General features: G+C 67.5%; 16 protein-coding genes. 8 read left to right on the forward strand and 8 right to left on the reverse strand.

What is annotated here, in order from left to right:
* Positions 1-86: 86 nt before the first annotated feature.
* The 3 genes from ACFWPK_RS11980 to ACFWPK_RS11990 all read right to left on the reverse strand — a co-directional run bounded on the left by ACFWPK_RS11980 (position 87) and on the right by ACFWPK_RS11990 (position 2,494).
* Positions 87-965 carry an alpha/beta fold hydrolase gene (locus ACFWPK_RS11980; RefSeq protein ID WP_378914635.1) on the reverse strand — a complete coding sequence of 293 codons (879 nt, stop codon included), beginning with the start codon at positions 963-965 and terminating at the stop codon, positions 87-89.
* Positions 965-1,486 carry a DUF4442 domain-containing protein gene (locus tag ACFWPK_RS11985; protein WP_378914637.1) on the reverse strand — a complete coding sequence of 174 codons (522 nt, stop codon included), beginning with the start codon at positions 1,484-1,486 and terminating at the stop codon, positions 965-967. Before ACFWPK_RS11985 ends, ACFWPK_RS11980 begins: the two co-directional genes overlap by 1 nt.
* 69 nt (positions 1,487-1,555) lie before the next feature.
* Positions 1,556-2,494 carry a LysR family transcriptional regulator gene (locus tag ACFWPK_RS11990; RefSeq protein WP_378914639.1) on the reverse strand — a complete coding sequence of 313 codons (939 nt, stop codon included), beginning with the start codon at positions 2,492-2,494 and terminating at the stop codon, positions 1,556-1,558.
* A 14-nt stretch (positions 2,495-2,508) separates the two neighbouring features.
* Between ACFWPK_RS11990 and ACFWPK_RS11995 the strand changes: the two genes are divergently transcribed.
* Genes ACFWPK_RS11995 through ACFWPK_RS12025 form a run of 7 tightly spaced genes read left to right on the forward strand, consistent with a single transcriptional unit; the run spans position 2,509 to position 10,048 of the window.
* Positions 2,509-4,086 (forward strand): cytochrome P450, encoded by a 1,578-nt coding sequence (locus ACFWPK_RS11995; protein ID WP_378914641.1) that lies wholly within the window; start codon positions 2,509-2,511, stop codon positions 4,084-4,086.
* 37 nt (positions 4,087-4,123) lie between these two features.
* Positions 4,124-5,416 carry an ABC transporter substrate-binding protein gene (locus ACFWPK_RS12000; RefSeq protein ID WP_378914643.1) on the forward strand — a complete coding sequence of 431 codons (1,293 nt, stop codon included), beginning with the start codon at positions 4,124-4,126 and terminating at the stop codon, positions 5,414-5,416.
* A 48-nt stretch (positions 5,417-5,464) separates the two neighbouring features.
* Positions 5,465-6,451, forward strand: a complete 987-nt coding sequence (locus tag ACFWPK_RS12005; protein ID WP_378914646.1) for a sugar phosphate isomerase/epimerase family protein — start codon at positions 5,465-5,467, stop codon at positions 6,449-6,451.
* A complete protein-coding gene (locus ACFWPK_RS12010; protein WP_378914648.1) occupies positions 6,448-7,374 on the forward strand; it encodes a carbohydrate ABC transporter permease in 927 nt (308 codons plus the stop codon). Before ACFWPK_RS12005 ends, ACFWPK_RS12010 begins: the two co-directional genes overlap by 4 nt.
* Complete coding sequence (locus ACFWPK_RS12015; protein ID WP_378914650.1) at positions 7,361-8,176, forward strand: carbohydrate ABC transporter permease; 816 nt, start codon at positions 7,361-7,363, stop codon at positions 8,174-8,176. Before ACFWPK_RS12010 ends, ACFWPK_RS12015 begins: the two co-directional genes overlap by 14 nt.
* A 5-nt stretch (positions 8,177-8,181) precedes the next feature.
* Complete coding sequence (locus ACFWPK_RS12020) at positions 8,182-9,363, forward strand: ABC transporter ATP-binding protein (protein WP_378914652.1); 1,182 nt, start codon at positions 8,182-8,184, stop codon at positions 9,361-9,363.
* Positions 9,338-10,048 carry a 5'/3'-nucleotidase SurE gene (locus ACFWPK_RS12025; RefSeq protein WP_378914654.1) on the forward strand — a complete coding sequence of 237 codons (711 nt, stop codon included), beginning with the start codon at positions 9,338-9,340 and terminating at the stop codon, positions 10,046-10,048. Before ACFWPK_RS12020 ends, ACFWPK_RS12025 begins: the two co-directional genes overlap by 26 nt.
* Here ACFWPK_RS12025 and ACFWPK_RS12030 read toward each other — a convergent pair.
* From ACFWPK_RS12030 to ACFWPK_RS12040, 3 genes are read right to left on the reverse strand one after another with little or no spacing between them, the layout of a single operon-like run.
* Positions 10,026-11,537 (reverse strand): class I adenylate-forming enzyme family protein, encoded by a 1,512-nt coding sequence (locus tag ACFWPK_RS12030; RefSeq protein ID WP_378914656.1) that lies wholly within the window; start codon positions 11,535-11,537, stop codon positions 10,026-10,028. The genes ACFWPK_RS12025 and ACFWPK_RS12030 overlap by 23 nt on opposite strands.
* On the reverse strand, positions 11,537-12,736 hold the full coding sequence (locus ACFWPK_RS12035; RefSeq protein WP_378914658.1) for an FAD-dependent oxidoreductase: 1,200 nt from the start codon (positions 12,734-12,736) through the stop codon (positions 11,537-11,539). Before ACFWPK_RS12035 ends, ACFWPK_RS12030 begins: the two co-directional genes overlap by 1 nt.
* A gap of 13 nt (positions 12,737-12,749) precedes the next feature.
* A complete protein-coding gene (locus ACFWPK_RS12040) occupies positions 12,750-13,682 on the reverse strand; it encodes a PDR/VanB family oxidoreductase (protein WP_378914660.1) in 933 nt (310 codons plus the stop codon).
* A gap of 179 nt (positions 13,683-13,861) precedes the next feature.
* On the opposite strand from ACFWPK_RS12040, the gene ACFWPK_RS12045 reads away from it, so the two are divergent.
* Positions 13,862-14,275 (forward strand): hypothetical protein, encoded by a 414-nt coding sequence (locus tag ACFWPK_RS12045; protein ID WP_378914662.1) that lies wholly within the window; start codon positions 13,862-13,864, stop codon positions 14,273-14,275.
* Positions 14,276-14,285: 10 nt separating this feature from the next.
* On the opposite strand, the gene ACFWPK_RS12050 is transcribed toward ACFWPK_RS12045, so the two are convergent.
* Positions 14,286-15,509 carry a VWA-like domain-containing protein gene (locus tag ACFWPK_RS12050; protein WP_378914664.1) on the reverse strand — a complete coding sequence of 408 codons (1,224 nt, stop codon included), beginning with the start codon at positions 15,507-15,509 and terminating at the stop codon, positions 14,286-14,288.
* The gene (locus ACFWPK_RS12055) at positions 15,506-16,753 is read right to left on the reverse strand and encodes an AAA family ATPase (RefSeq protein ID WP_378914666.1); all 1,248 of its coding nucleotides are present in this window, start codon (positions 16,751-16,753) and stop codon (positions 15,506-15,508) included. The genes ACFWPK_RS12050 and ACFWPK_RS12055 overlap by 4 nt, the downstream gene beginning before the upstream one ends.
* Between the last annotated feature and the right edge of the window lie 71 nt (positions 16,754-16,824).

Here is a 16,824-nt window from a genome sequence, read left to right on the forward strand (position 1 = left end):
GAGGTGCCACCGAACGGTCGTCGCCGCGAACGACGACCGCCGTCGCCGCGGTCGGCCTTCGTGCGGCGAGGCGGCCGGTCCGCTCGTCAGCGGGGCGGTCGGCCTTCGGCGATCCAGGCCGCGACGGTCGGCGCGAGGACTTCGCTGTCCTTCACCCACGACGCATGGCCGATGTGGGTCATGCCCGAGGTCCGGTCGATGTGCCAGCGGTGCTGCTGGGCCGCGCGCATCCGGTTGCTCAGGAAACGCACCGTCGACTCGGGACCGAGCGGGTCGCCGTCGAGCGAGATGAGCAGCACCGGCAGCGTGAATTCGCGCAGCAGACGGTCGTAGTCGCGGGTGCTGCCGCTGGGCCGGTAGCTGCCGGTCCGCAGGTGCCTGGCCCAGTCGAGCATGACGCCCGCGGTCATCGGCCCGATGCCGCCACCGCCGGTCCACCGGCCGCGCAGCCGGGTGACCGCACCCACCGACAGCCCGCGCGCCAGCACCTCGAGGCGCCTGCGCAGTTCGAACGACCACCAGTACACCGAGCCGGTGCCGATCGTGGTGATGCTCGCGACCCGATCCGGTTCGGCCGCCGCGAACAGCAGCGCGAGCTGTCCACCGAGGCTGTGCCCGAACAGGTGCAGCGGTGCCTGCGGGAACCGCTCGCGCAGCGCGTCCGCGACGGCGGGCAGGTCGACCTCGATCAGCTCGCGATAGCCGAACCCGGGGCCCTCCCCCAGTGCGGGCTTGCTCTCGCCCTGCGCGCGCAGATCGAGGACCGCGGCCGTGAGTCCGGCCGCATGCAAGGCCGTGACCAGCGGCAGGTAGTACTTCGCTTTGATGGCCATCGCGGGCAGGATCAGCACGACCGGTGCGGCCGGATCCGCTTGCGGCAGCAGGCGTACCGCCAGCGCGGCGCCGTCGGGGGTGGCGACGGTGGTCGATTCCAGCCCGGCGATCTCGGTGCGTTGCTCGCTCATCACGCCTCCGCGGCCAGGGTGCAGACGTAATCGAGCGCGACCTTGCCGACCAGCACACCCGCCGCGTCGTACATCAGCGCCCGCGCGTCCACGTCAAGCCGCTGGCCGCCCTTGGCCGCCAGCACCGTCGCGACGTCGCTCGGGTCGATGACCCCGATCGCCCGGATCCGGCCGATGGCGGGCTTGCGGAACGACAGCCGCGCGTCACGCAGCACCAACGTGTCGATGGCGGACAACCGTGACGCCAGCGCGCCGACGAAGGCGCACGCGCCGGCGATATCGGCGGCCAGGAACTGCGCACCCGCGTGCACGGTACGCAGGTGGTTGAGGATGTAGGGCTCGTCGGGAATCTCCACGATCGCGCGGTGCGGACCGATTTCGGTGATTTCGGTACCCGCGTGGGTGCCGAAAGGAACCAACTTGCTCACAATTCGCTGCAAGTGCAAGAAGTCGGGGTTATCCGGATCGATCGCCTCGAATACCGAACCGAGGGTGGCTGAGGTTTTCAGTTCAGGTGCCATGAATTAATTGCACCATCCGTACCCGCCGATTCGGTTTTCCATTACCGATGTCAATCGACCGAATGGCAATCAACTCGCCAATGGTTCTCCGTAGACCTTGCCGCGGATAGTGGATTGCAGGAAATTCTTCGTCGAATCGAGGCTGTCCAGGAATACCTGCACCACTTCGTTGGGACTGTCGACGCGCCAGGCGACCTGTAATTCCACCACCGGTTCCGGATCGACGAGTGGAACCACCTTCAATCCCATCGGCCGCGGCTCGTCCATACTGATGAACGACGCGAACCCCACATACCGGCGGGCCGCGACGGTGATTTCGGTGGCCACCGAGTCGTTCATGTACTCGGCGACCTTCGGGAACGCGCCCGCCCGCTCGCCCGCGGCCATGATGGCGTCGTACATCGCCGGGCTCACCTCGCGGTTGAACAGCACGCACGGCGTCTCGGCCAGTTCGCGGATCGAGATCGACGACCGGTCGGCCCACCGGTGGCCCTGCCCGACCAGCGCGCCGATGCGCATCTGCAGCAGACACCGCGACAGCACCGTCCCGCCGTTGGACGCGCCTCCGTAGAGCAGCCCCACATCGAGTTCGCCGCGGGTGAGCGCGGTGAGCTGCGGCCCGGAGCGGCCCGAGCTGAGTTTGGTGGTGATATTGGGATAGTTCGCGTGCAATTGTGCCAGTGACCTGGGCATGATGAGCTGCCCGGCCCGGCCGTTGAACCCGATGTTGATCTTGCCCATGCGCCCGGCCGCGATGTCACGGACGGTGTTGGTCGCCGAGTTCACCTCCCCGAGAATCCGCCGTGCGTCCGACCGGAACGCTTCACCCGCGGGGGTCAACTGCACCACCCGCGACGTCCGCGACACCAGTTCGACGCCGAGATGGCGTTCCAGGCGCTTGAGTTGTTGACTCAGTGACGGCTGCGTGAGGTGGAGCCTTGCGGCCGCCCGCCCGAAGTGCAGTTCGTCAGCGATGGCAAGAAATGCCTCGATGTGCCGTGTCTCCATAGTGCGCGCCTCGCGTGATCAGGTACGTGACTCGTCCGAGATATGCACCTTGTATAGCCCCGCCGCACGTCATCGGGGAACGCGCCCGTGAAGCTCAGATGAGCAGCGACCGAATTCCTGCCACCCCCACGGCGTGTCTTTCTCGCCTCGCGGTGCCCGCCGCCGCCCGCACCGTCGACACGGTCGATTCGGTAATCGAATCGCTGACTCAGGAAAAACCGATGATCCAACGCCTTGACAGGGCGATCCATTTCGTACCGCAATTGATCAATAATGCGTTCTACGTTGTCGCGCACGACGTCGTAGTGGAAGACTTTTGTGCGGTGCAGGCGAAGAAATTCGACGCCGATTTCGAAGGAGCCCAGAAAATGACGACCACGGTTGCCAGCCAGAACGACGCCGAGTCGACACTGGCCGAATTGTTCGCTCCCGATACTCGACCCGATCCCTATCCCGTCCACCGCGCCCTGCGCACGAAGTCCCCGTTGGTCACCAAGGGCGGCGACCTCGTCATCATCGCGAACTACGCCGATTGCCAGCAGGTTCTGCGTGACCCGTCGGTTCGCAACGATCCCAAGCTGTCCCGGCTGGGCAAGGATCACCCGGAGCGTCCGGAATCCCTGTTGTTCCTCGACCCGCCCGCGCACACCCGAATTCGCCGGCTCGTCTCGAAAGCTTTCACCCCCAGGGTGATTCGGGCCTCGCAGCCGCAGATCCACTCGATCGTGGACGAACTCATCGAGAACATCGCGAGTAAGAGCGAATTCGACGTGATTTCCGAATTCGCGCTGCCCCTGCCGGTGCGGATCATGTGCGCCCTGCTCGGCATCCCCGTCGAGGAGTTCGGTGACTTCGAACCCGCCGCCCGCCGGCTCGGCCGCGTCCTGGACTTCAACCTCGTCGTCCACAACGACGATCTCGACGACGCCGAGGGCGCGCGCAACGAGCTGATGAACTACCTGGTCAACCTGATCGCCCGCAGGCGCGGCAACCTCGGCGACGACCTGCTCTCGCGGCTGATCGAGGTCGAGGAGGAAGGCGAGGTGCTCAGCGAGGGCGAACTGCTCGCCACCTGCGTGCTGCTGATGGTCGCCGGGCACGAGACCACCGCCAACCTCATCGCCAACGGCGTGCTCGCGCTGCTGCAGAACCCGGACCAGCGCGAAATCCTCGCCGCCGACCCCGAACTGGGGATCAGCGCCGCCGACGAGGCGCTGCGCTACGACGCGCCGATCCAGTTCGTCATGCGCATCGCCACCCGCGACATGGAGGTGAGCGGCACCGCGATCAGCCCCGGCACCGCGATGCTGGTGCTGCTCGCCTCGGCCAACCGTGATCCCGAGCACTACCCCGACGCGGACCGTTTCGATGTCGCCCGCGGCGCGGCCGACCATCTCGCCTTCTCCGCCGGGGCGCACTTCTGCCTCGCCGCGGCGCTGGGCCGGGCCGAGGGCGCCGCGGCGCTGTCCGCCTTCGCCGCGCGCGTGATCGACCCGGTGCTCGTCCCGGGCTCGCTGCAGTACCGACCCAATGTGAACTTGCGTGGCATCCAGGCCATGACCGTCACGCACGGCGGAGTCCGACTCCGTTGACCTCCGATTCGACCACCCCCTCCACAGAAAGCCTGTTATGAACTCGCACCACCACGGCCGTAAGGCCGGATGGGGGATCGTGCTCGTCGCGGTCACCACGCTGCTCGCAGCCTGCGGCCAGAACAGCTCGGCCCCGGTCGCGGCCGATGACCCGGTGACCATCACCTTCCTGTCCTACACCTATGGACAGGCCAACCCGCTGGGCAAGGGCATCGAGAAGTTGATCAACGACTTCCAGACGGCCAACCCGAAGATCACGGTGAAACCGCAGTCGGTCCCGACAGCCGACGCGCTCACCAAACTGCAGAGCGAAGTGGTCGCGGGCAACCCGCCCGACGTCGCGCAGATCGGTTGGAGCAAGGTCGCGCAGGCCTCGCAGACCCTGCCGCTGCGCTCACTCGAAGAGGTCGCCGGGTCCGACGCGTGGAACAAGCACATGGCGGGCTTCGTGCCGTCGGTGCTGAAGGCGACCCCGGTCGCCGGCGCCAAGAAGCCGGTCGCGATGCCGTTCATGATGGCCACCCCGGTGGTCTTCTACAACGCCGACCTGTTCACCGCCGCCGGGCTCGACCCGGCCCAGCCGCCCAAGACGATGGCCCAGCTCGAGCAGGCCGCGCAGGCGATCAAGGACAAGACCGAGGCGCAGGGCGTGTACGTCTCCGCGGCCGACCCCGGCAAGTCCGACTACCTGACCCAGTCCCTGGTCAACAGTGCCGGTGGCGCGCTGGTGTCGAGCAGCGGTGAAATCACCGTCGACTCGGCCCCGGTGATCACCGCGCTGTCCACGATCCAGGATCTGACCAAGTCCGGTGTTCAGCCCGCCGTCGACTTCGCCTCCGCGCAAAGCGCTTTCAACTCGGGCAAGCTCGGCATGCTGGTCACCACCGGCGGCGGTCTGCTGACTCTCGACGCGGCGGCCAAGGGCAAGTTCGCCCTGCAGGTGGCGCCGCTGCCCGCCTTCGACAACCTCCCCGCCCGACCCACCTTCTCCGGCTCCGGCCTGACGGTCGTGGCCAAGGACGACGCGAGGGCGAAGGCGGCGTGGAAGTTCGTGCAGTTCATGACCAATGACGAGAGCTTCAAGCTCATCGCGTCGCAGATGGGCTACCTGCCACTGCGGACCGCGGCCGAGTCCTCGGCCGACCCGCGTCTCGGCTCGGCTGTCAAGCAGATGGCCGACCTGGCTCCCTACACCGCCTTCCCCGGCAAGCAGTCCAACCAGGGCGTCGTCATCCTCCAGGACGAGGCTGTCGAACCGATCGTCCTGCGCGGTGCCGACCCGGCGGCGACCCTGCGCGCCGCCGCCACGAAGATCCGCGGACTCAACTGAGTTCGCGCACCACCCGCTGAACCACCACCCCCTCGAAGAGAGACAAAGTTGTCACACCAGGTATTCGCACACACGCCGCCGAACGGTTCGTCCAACGGCGGCGCGATCCCGAACAAGATCGGCCTGACGGTCAATCCGTGGTCGGGAAAGCAGCTCCTCCGCTCCGATTTCGAGGAGATGCGCGAATTCCTCGATGAGGCCGCGACCGCCGGATTCGGTTATGCCGAACTCGGCGGCTGCGGCCTCGGGGTGGTGATCGGCGGGCAGGTGCAGCGCTCCCGGCTGGCGGCGCTGCGCGACGCGCTGGCCGACTGCCGCCTGCGACTGACCCTGCACAGTTCATGGCATTCGTCCGGACGTACCGGAAACCTGCTCGACACCGGGACCGCTTCGACCCAGCAACTCGGGCTGCTGGCGGATCTGGAGGTCGCCGCCGCGATCGGCGCCGAGGTGCTGGTCTACCACGCCGGAGTGCTGCCGAACCTGTACAGCGACGGTGAGGCCCTGACCGCGGGCATGGAAACCGAACGGAAGATGCTGCGCGATCTCGCCGACGAATCCGGCGCGCGCGGCGTCATGATCGCGGTCGAGAACCGGGCACCCGGCCCGGCGGTGCTCGCCCGGCGCTCCTATGGGATGCGCCTGGATCTGGTCGCCGAGCAGGTCACGCGGATCGATCACCCCGCGGTGTCGATGTGCCTCGATGTCGGCCACGCGTACTTGTCGGCCGGCTATCTGAATTTCGACTTCCTGGCCGCGATTCGCGAGGTCGCCCCGGTGGTCGGCCACATTCACCTGCACGACAATTTCGGCAGGATGGCTCGCCAGCCCGACGCCAGCCCGTACGAACTCGAGCTCCTCGGTGAAGGCGACCTGCACCTGCCGCCCGGCTGGGGCACGATCCCGCTCGCGGAGGTCATGGCAACGCCCTTTCCCCGCGACCCGGCGGTCATCATCGAGATGCGCCACGCGCGCCACCACGCCGAGGCCCTTGACACCACCCTGCGCATGCTCGATGTGCGAGCCCGTTCATGACGCTCACCAAGGCGCGCGACGCGGAACCGAAGGTGCGCGCGGTCGAGCGCCCCGCCGCGACCGGGCTTGCCTGGCTGTACTTCTCACCGACCATGCTCGCGATCGTGGTGTGGGTCTATGGCCCGCTCGTGTTCACCGCGGTGCTCAGCTTCCTCGACTGGAACCTGGTCTCGCCCGACATCGAGTTCAACGGTCTCGAGAACTATGAAACCCTCATCACCGAACCGGAATTCGGCAACGCGGCCTGGAACACGCTGAAATACGCGCTGTTCGTGCTGCCGTTCGCGACAGTCGTCCCGTGCGCGCTGGCCATCGCACTGTGGAAACGGCCCGGCCGGACCAGCGAGTTCTACCGGATGCTGTTGTTCCTGCCGGTGGTGCTCGCGCCGGTGGCCAACGCGCTGTCGTGGCAGTTCATTCTGGACCCGCTGTACGGCATCGTGAATCAGACGCTCGGATTCGTCGGAGTGGAGCCGGTCAACTGGCTCGGTGACCCGGCCACCGCGTTGCCGACCATCGTCGTGGTGACGGCACCGAAGGTGGTGGCACTCAACACTTTGCTGTTCGGAGCGGCACTGGCGAATCTGGACCGTCGCACCGTCGACGCCGCGCGCCTGGACGATGCCACCGAAGGTGAGATCACCCGGTCGATCATCCTGCCGCAGCTGCGTCGCCCGATCATCCTGCTCGGGATGCTGTCGATGGTGGTGGTGTGGCCGTGGCTGTTCACCAATATCGGTGTGCTCACCCGCGGCGGACCCAGCAATGCCACCGACAACGTCTACTACCGGCTCTACACCTACGGTTTCACCTTTTTCGACGCGGGCACCGCATCGGCGGCGGCCATCGTCATCGCGCTCGCGTTCGGGCTGCTCCTGACCGTCCACACCCTGCTCTCGAGGAGATTCCGTGCGACGCGGTGACGCGATCGGCAGGCACCTGCTACTGATCACAGCGATTGTGCTGATGTTGTTCCCGGTGGTCTTGGCGCTGACCACTTCCTTCAAACCGGTGTCGACGATCTTCGATCTGAACCCGCTCCCTTATCCGGCCAGCCTGGAGAACTACGAGATGGCGGTGGGCCGGTTCCCGATCGGGCTGCTGCTGCTCAACACCTTCATCATGGCCGCAGGCGTCACCATCGCGACGATGCTGGTCGCACTGCCCGCCGCCTACGCGCTGGTGCGTTTCGACAAGGCACGCGGCCGTGGCTTCGTCCTCGCGGCCGTGGGTATTTCGCTGCTGATCCCGCCGCAGGCGCTGATCATCCCGCAGTTCCTGATGACCGCGAAGCTGGGCTGGCAGGGCCACACGATCGGGGTGATCATCCCGCAGCTCGGTGTCAGCGCGCTCGCGGTGCTGTTGCTGCGCGACCACATTCGTTCGGTGCCGCAATCGCTGATCGGCGCGGCCGTGCTCGAAGGCGCCACGTCGTGGGAGATCCTGCGCCACGTGGTGCTCGGCGTGCTGCGCCCGGCCTTGGGCGCGGTGGCGATCCTGCTGTTCATCAGTACGTGGAACGAATTCCTGTGGCCGCTGCTGGTGATGCCCGATCCGGAGGACACGACCATCCAGCCGGGTCTGGCCTTGTTTCTCGGTCCGGAGAGCGCGGAGTACGGCCCGATGCTCGCCGCGGCGATGCTGGCCTCGCTGCCGGTCGTCATCATCTATGTCCTTGCGTCGCGACGGATCGCGGACGCTTTCCTTCATTCAGGGGTTCGGTAATCGACATGACCAGTCTCAGTGTGAGCGAGCCCCCGGTGCTGACCACCGAGCTCGACCTCTCGGCCGGCGTGGTGCTCGACGGCATCACCAAGCAATACGGCGAGGACCGCCCGGCTCTCGACGTAGATCTACTGCACGTGCCTGGCCAATCGCTGACCGTGCTGGTCGGCCCGTCCGGCTGCGGCAAATCGACCGCGCTCGGCGTGGTGTCCGGCCTGATCACCCCCACCGCGGGACGGGTGCTCATCGACGGCACCGACGTCACCGAGGTGTCGCCGGGACGACGCGGTGTCAGCATGGTGTTCCAGGACTTCGCGCTGTACCCGCACATGACCGTCGAGCGAAACATCTCCTTCGGCCTGCGGCTGGAAGGCAAACACAACCGCAAGTCCGGGCTGGACCGCGCCGAGATCGAGCGGCGGGTAGCCGGTGCGTGTGACAGCCTCGGGCTGAGCGAACTGCGCCACCGCAGGCCCGCGCAGTTGTCGGGTGGTCAGCGTCAGCGGGTCGGGCTGGCCAGGGCGATCGTTCGGCAGCCGAAGGTGCTGCTGCTCGACGAGCCGCTGTCCGCGCTCGACGCGCAGTTGCGTCAACAGGCGCGGGTGGAGCTGGTGCGGCTGCATCGCGAGCTCGGCAACACCGTCGTGCTGGTCACCCATGACCAGCTCGAGGCGTTGTCGATGGCCACCCATCTGGTGGTGATGAACGATTCGCGAGTGTTGCAGGTCGGCAGTCCGGCGCAGGTGTACCGGCGGCCGGTCGATCTGTTCGTCGCGACGTTCCTCGGCAGCCCGCCGATGAACCTGGCGACGGTGACCGTGAACCAGGCCGGGGCCGAGATGACCGGGCCCGGACTGGAAGTGCTCCTCCCGCAGGCGATCCCGGGCGTGCCCGCCGAACTGAAACTGGGCTGGCGGCCCGGCGACGGCACCCTGCGCAGCCACGACGGCCCCGGATTGCTCGTGCACGGCGTGGTGGAGCTGGTCGAGTTCACCGGCGACTCCAAGATCGCGCAGTGCACCGGCGAATCCGGTCGCTGGGCCGTGACGCTGCCCGCCAACGATCCGGCTCCGGCCATCGGTTCGCGTATCCAGGTCTATGTCCCGGCGGACCGGCTGCACCTGTTCGACCCGGAAACCGGTGCCCGAGTGACGGATTTCGATGCACCTGCTGATCACCAACGATGACGGATACCGCGCGCCGGGCCTGCTGGCGTTAGCGGAAGCTGTGCGCGCGCTCGGCATCGACGCGACGGTGGTAGCACCGAGCGGACCGATGTCGGGCGCGGGCCAGTCCCGGCGCAGTGGCGTCGCGATGGAGTGGGAACGGGCCGCACCGACGGCCGGAATTCCCACGATCCATGTGGGGTCGACCCCGGCGGCCTGCGTGGTATTCGCGCTGACCTCCGGCGTCGTCGCGCCGGTCGACCTGTGTCTGAGCGGGGTCAACGCGGGCGAGAACATCGGCGCCACCCTGAATGTCAGCGGCACCTACGGTGCTGTCCAGGAAGCGGGCGCGCACGGTGTCCCCGGCATCGCGCTCTCGCGCGAGTTCGGTGGGCCGTGGGCCGAGCCGCATAGCTGGGACTGGGGCTGGGTACCCGACGCGACCGCCCGGATACTCACCACGCTGCTGGCAGCGCGGGCAGGCTGGTTCGCCGCGAACGTCAACCTCTCCGGTACCGACCGGGGCACCGATCCGGCCTACACCAGGGTCAGCCGCGTGCCGTATTACACCGATGTCTTCGACGTCGCCAGCGGCGCCATCCTCAGCACGATCGGTTATCGTGCCGAGGATCTGGCGCCCGATGACGACATCCACGCCTTCGCCGAGCAGCAGCGGACCAGCATCACCCTCGTCCGGCGGGCTTGAACGGTTCGGACCGCAACGCGGTCTTCACGATCTTCCCGCCGGGGTTGCGCGGCAACGGCGCCGTGCGCACCGAGAAGTATTGGGGAACTTTGAAATCGGCGAGCCGCTCACGCAGGTAGTCGAGCACGGCGGCTTCGTCGAACTCGGTGCCCGGCACCGGCACCACCACCGCGCCGACCTTCTCGCCCATCATGTCGTCGGGCACCCCGACCACCGCGGATTCACCGATTCCCGGGGCACCGGCGAGGGCGTTCTCCACCTCGACGCAGTACACGTTCTCGCCACCGCGGTTGATCATGTCCTTGGCCCGGTCGGCGATCGCCACCAGTCCCCGCTCGTCGATGCGTGCGAGGTCGCCGGTGCGCAGCCAGCCGTCGATGAAGGTCGCGGCGGTGGCGACGGGGTTGTTCCAATATCCGGCAACGACATTGGCGCCGCGGATGAGCAGTTCACCGACGCCGCCGGCGGGATCGGGCGCGTCGATGGCCAGGTCGACGATCGGTGCGGCGAACCCCACCGATTCCGCGTGTTCGGTAGCCCATTCATGAGGCAGGTAGGTCGAGATGGACGAGGTCTCGGTGAGACCGAAACCGTTGGCCAGCCGCGCGTTCGGGAAGTGCTCGGCGATCTCGGCGACCAGCGCGGGCGCGACCGGCGCACCACCGTAGGCGACCCGGTTCACCGCGCTCAGATCGAATTCGGCGAAGTTGGGTTGCCGGAACGCGAGGTAGTAGATGGCGGGAGTGTTGGTGAGCGAGGTGATCCGCTCGTCGACGATCGCCCGCAGGAAATCCTGAATCTTGAACTGCGGCAGGATGATCGTGCTGCCGCCGATGGCGAGCTGTGGAATCAGCTGGCTGTTGCAGGCGGTGACGTGGAACAGCGGCACCGAGACCAGGTTGCGCAGGATCGGGCCTTCGTCGGCGGCGATGTCGGCGAGGCGGCGCACGTTCTCCACCGTGGACAGCAGATTGCGGTGGGTGGTGACCGCACCTTTGGGACGTCCGGTGGTACCGCTGGTGTAGAAGATCGCGGCCGGATCGGTCGGGCCCGCTCCCTCGTAGACATAGGGATCACCCTGCGGCAGTGGTGCGTTCGGGCGAAGGCTGAACGCGGCGTCGGAGTCGGTCAGTACGTAGTCGATTTCGGGGTCGGCGAACCGAGTGTTGACCGGTACGGCCACCGCCCCGGCGAGCACGATCCCGAGAAAGCCGACGACCCAATCGGTTCCGGCGTTCAGCAGGCTGGCGACGCGGTCGCCCGGCTGGATCCCTTTGTCCCGCAATCCACCCGCGACCCGAGCCGCGCGATCCCACAGTTGCCGGTACGAGAGCCGCACGCCGCCGACCTCGACGACGGCTTCCTGGTCGGGCCAGGTGCGCACCGTGTGGCGCAGCATCTCCACCAGGGAATCGGGCAGGCCCGCGTAGTGCGCGACACCGCGCTCGTCGCGATAGATTCCTGCGGTGTCGAACGGTTGCACGGCCATCATGCGCCCTGCGGATTCAGCAGCGCGGCGAGGTTGTCCTCGGCGAAGAACTCCCGACCGCTGAGCCCTCCTGCCATCATCCGGAACCACTGCTGAGTGTGCTTCGGGCTGCTCGGCAGCGCCCGCATCACCTCGACATGCTTGTCCGGCAACACCAGTCGCGAGGAATCACAGGTGAACCGGTACATCGGCTTGCTCGAGCGATCCCGCTGCGCCTGGTAGTCGGCGAGCGCTTCGTCGAGTGGCCGCGCCGCGGACAGTCCTTCGTGCGCACGCTCGGCGAGCAGGTCGGCGTAGGTGAACGCGTCGCTGATCCCGAGGCCGGTGAACGGGTCCTTGTGATATCCGGCGTCACCGACCAATGCCCAACCGGGGCCGTGCGATTCGCGATAGAAGTTCTCCGGGTAGCGGGCGATGTAGAACCGCTCGTCGCGTTCGCCGGTGTCGAGCAGTTCGGCTAGGTCGGGCGCGGTTTCCTTGAACGCCAGGGAGAAGTTGCGCTCGATGTCGGTGCGGAACGGGGCGAACCGGTCGACGTACTGCACACACCAGATCAGCGTCTTGCCGTCGTTGGTCGGCCAGCCGCCGACCGCCTGCTTGTCGCCGATCCGCAACTGGCTCTGCATGGTCAGACCGGACCAGTAGGAGTAGGCGGTGAAGGTCTCCCCCGGGATCACGTCGTATTTCTGGGCGCCGGTGAGCTGGGCAACGGTGGAGGCGTACCCGTCGGCGCCGATCACGAGGCGGGCGTGTTCGGTGACCTGTTCGCCGTCGCGGTCGCGGCCGACGATGCCGGTGACGACGTCACCGTCACGCACCAGATCGACCACGGTGACACCCTCGCGCAGCTCGACACCGGCCGACCGGGCGGCGTCCTGCAACAGCTTGTCGAGCACGATGCGCCGGGGCGCGTAGGTCTCGGCGATCCCGTCGATGGGGTCGGAGAAGCCGGAGAACTGCGCGTCGGCATAGGACATCGTGATCGAGTGGATGGGCGTGCAGCCCGTGGCCTTCAGCTCTTCGAGCAGGCCCCAATCCCGCAGCCGCGCAAGACCACTCTGCCGCAGCATGTGGGTGGAGACGGCATCCTTGGGAAACAGCGCCTGGTCGACGCAGAGCACCCGGTAGCCGCGTCGCGCGAGCAACATCGCGACCGTGGCACCAGCGCAGCGCGCGCCGACAACAATGACATCGTGCACAGTCTTCGACCTTTCAGGCATCGAGCACGAGGCGGTCCGTGCGCGCTCGGGAGACGCAGATCATCATGGTTTTGCCCGACTCTTGTTCAGCCGGGGTGAGCACCGAATCGCGATGCTCGACTTCACCTTCGAGCACCGTGGTTTCGCAGGTCGCGCACGTTCCTTCGCGGCACGACCACAGCACATCCGCACCGGCCCGTTCGAGCGCGTCGAGGACCGACGAACCGGCAGGCACATCGATGGTCCGGCCGGAGCGGTTGAGCACCACCGTCGTCGGCCGGTCCGGTCCGGTCGCCGCGATCTCCTTCGGATGAAATCGCTCGACCCGCAGCGCATCCGCCGCGCAGTGCTGCTCGACGGCGATGAGCAGCGGCTCGGGACCACAGCAGTACACGAGCGTGCCCGAGGTCACCGGCTCGAGAATCTCGGCCAGCGGCATGAGCCCCACTTCGTCCTGCGCGTAGCGACGAACCCGCGCACCGTAGGCGGACAGCTCATCGACGAAGGCCATCCGCGCGCCGGTGCGGCCGCCGTAGTGCAATTGCCATGCGGCGCCGCGCTGTTCGAGTTCACGGATCATCGGCAACAGCGGGGTGATCCCGATGCCGCCGGCGATCAGGAGGTAGCTCGCCGCCTGCGTGAGCGGGAAATTGTTGCGTGGCTCCCGGATCTCCAGCAGCGTGCCCGGCCGCACCTTCTCGTGCATCCACGCCGACCCGCCCCGACCCTGCTCCTCGAGCAGCACCGCGATGCGATAACTGTCCCGATTCGCGGGATCGCCACACAGCGAGTACTGGCGAACGACGCCGTCGGGCAGGACGACATCCACGTGCGCACCCGGTGCCCACGGCGGCAGTGGCGCGCCGCCGGGGTCGGTGAGCACAAAGGACAGCACGCCCTCTGATTCGTAGGTAATGGACCGAATTCGCACAATCGCGCTGATCACACGACGAGTCTCGCAGGCGTTCGGCGGCCCGCGAGGATTGATACTTTCAACGAATTGCCGGATTGAAATGGGGTCGATCGACTATCTGTAGCGGCAGGGAGAAAACGGTCAGGAATCGAGAAGTTTCCAGGTCGGCGCCGTGTCAGCATTGTTTCCACGGATCAACGAAAGGGTTTGCGATGAACGTCACCTGGGTTCGACGAACTCACCGCGGGCTGGCGGTCGCCTTCCTCGCGGCCGTGGTCATCACGGTGATCGGGTTGTCGGTCAGCGGCCCGGAGTGGTTGGTCTACCTGCCGCTGATTCCGCTCGCCGGGCTGTTCCTGTCCGGTGCGCTGATGTTCGTACGGCTCCTGCGCGGCCCACAGCCGTCGTCGGCGTTCGGCGGCAGTGCTGGTCGCGTCCGCCAAGTGCACCGCTGGTCTGCGGTGGTATTCGTCGTCAGCGTTGTCGCCACCGTGATCGCGCTGGCGCGACCGGAGCCGATCGTGTGGGTCTCCTACCTCCCGCTGATCCCACTCGCCGGACTCTTCCTGTCCGGCTCGTTCATGTTCGTGTCGCCATGGGTACGGGCGCGGCGCGCCAGTAGGTGAACGACTCTTCTCAGCCGATGTCGACCACCCGTGCCCATGCGGGTGGGCTGTCCGGGACGTAGTCCGGGTCGTCGTGGCGCCATGCGCGTTCTCGGCGGAAGAGGCCGACGACGGTTCGGCAGGCCGGTTGGTGGGAGGGCCAGGGGGTTTGGCCGTCTGTCAGGGCTACGAGTACGTCCGGGCGGGTGCGCAGGGCCTGGGTGAAACCGGTGCGCAGGTCGGTGCCGCCACCGCCGATCAGCGTCATGCCCTCGGCTTGGCACAGCGGGTGGGCGATTCTGGCGGCCGCGTCGCAGGAGAACACGGTGACCAGGTCGCGGCGCCCGCCGACGGCGCGGATGATGGCGGCGACTTCGAGCAGAGCGCTGCCCAGTTCGTCGTCGCTGACCGAACCCGAGGTATCGATGACCACGCTGACCTTGGGTGGGGTGCGACGCAGACTCGGCAGCACGATGCCGGGGAGTGCGGTCGAGCGGCGGGCGGGGCGCCGGTAGGTGTAGTCCTCGCCGACGCCGGGGGCCGAGGCGGCCGCGCGCAGGGCCGCACCGAGCAGGTCCCGCCATGGTTGTGAGGGATGCAGGGCCTCCTTCGCCCAGCGTCGCCATCCCTGGGGCGCGTCTCCTGGACGCCCGATGATGCCCTGCGCCACGAGGAATCGGACGCCGTCGCGTTGCTGTTCGCTGAGACCGTCCGCGCCGTCGGGCCCCAGCTCCCATTCGCGGTCCGATCCGTCGGCGCCGCTACCGCAGTCGAGCCACGCCATGCCTTCGGTGAGGTGCCCGAGGCGGAACTGGCCCAGGTAGTCCTCCATGAGCTGCCCCGCGCTCAGCCCCAGGGTGCTCGGCAGCACCGCGCCCTCGGGCCAGACCAGCCCGTCACCGAACGCGTCGTCGTTGATCTCGGCATCCGCGGCGATATTCATGCGCAGTCGCTCCCCCGGACCGGTCAGGTCGTGGGCGTGCGCGTAGCGGTCGCTGCGCGCGTGATGGTCTCGCAGCAGGTGCGAAACCTCGTGCACCAGGATCGAAGCCAATTCTTCCACCGGTGTGTAGTCGACGAACCGTGGCGAGACGTAGCACCGCCAGTGTTTGTCCACACCCATCGTCTGCGCCCTCGGCGACTCGACGATGTGCAGCGCGTACAGCGCGGTCGCCAGATAGGGACGGGCCGAAACCGCGTGCAGCCGTGCGGCATACAGCTTGCCGAAATCCAGTCGAGCGGTGTCCGCTGTCATCGGCCCGCCTTGACGGCAACGCGGGCCGCGGCGCGATCGGCACTCTGCGACACCGACACCACCCCGGCGAGTTGTTCGATCGCCGCAGGCACCTCCCAGTTGTCGCGGCGCAGTGTGGCCAGCGTTGTCGCGGGAACGACCACCAGGTCGGGTGCTCCGGTTTCCACGGCTTTCACCAGCAGCGACCAAGCCGCGTCCCACCGACCCCGCTCCGGTCGTTTGCGAACCGCGGCCACCACACCGTCGAGAACGGCCTGGCGCAGGTCGCCCCGCGTCGGCAGTTCAGCGGCGACAGGATCTGCCAGCAGTGCTTCCGGGTCGGGCAGATCCATCCGGTCGATGCTGGTCAGCAGTTCGAAACCGGGGCCGTCACCGACTGTGCCGCGGATCAGCTGTGACAGCACATCACGACTCGCGTCGGCCGCGGTGGCGAAGGCGATCAGCCGCACGGTCATCTCCCAACTCCGCGGTGAGGCCCAGGCACCGCCCCGCCGGGTTTCGGTGGTGGGCATCTGATGCACCAGCTTGGGCCGCGCCGCGAGCAAGGTGCATACCGAACGACGAGCGAAGGCGACTGCCTCCGTGAGGCTTTCGGGCGCGAGCCGGGGCAAGGTCGCGCGCGGCCATGTTCCGCCGAGGCCGCGGACGACGACGTCGTGCTCGTGGGTCCATTGCAGGTGCACGAAGCGGTTCGCCAGCGGCGGGCTCAGCTCCCAGCCGTCGGCGGCCGACGAGCGCGGGTTGGCGGCCGCGACGATGCGCACTCCCGGCGGCAGTTCCAGTGCGCCGACCCGCCTTTCGAGAACCACGCGCAGCAGCGCGGCCTGCACGGCGGGCGGTGCGGTGGACAGTTCGTCGAGGAACAGCAAGCCGCGCCCGGCCCGCACGAGTCGAACCGCCCAGTCCGGCGGCGCCATCGGTACACCCTGGGTCGCGGGGTCGTCGCCGATGATCGGCAGGCCCGAGAAGTCCGAGGGCTCGTGCACACTCGCGATCACCGTGGTCAGCGGCAGGTCGAGGGACTGCGCGAGCTGGGTCAGGGCAGCGGTCTTACCGATGCCCGGCTCACCCCACAGCAGCACCGGCAGGTCGGCGGCCACGGCCAAGGTCAGCGCTTCCAGTTGCGTGTTGGTGCGCGGTTCCGTCTTCACCTCACCCAGCAAGGCGAGCAGTTCGCCCGCGACGTCGAGCTGGGAGTCGGCGGGGCGAATCGGGAGCGGCGGGCACAGAGAATGAACAGTCATGTGTGAATCACCTTTGGGTTCGGCAGAATTCGATGGATGAGAGCAGGTGGAGCGAGCTCCGCCTGTCAGCG

The sequence above is a fragment of the Nocardia sp. NPDC058519 genome (genome assembly GCF_042719755.1).
GTDB lineage: Bacteria > Actinomycetota > Actinomycetes > Mycobacteriales > Mycobacteriaceae > Nocardia.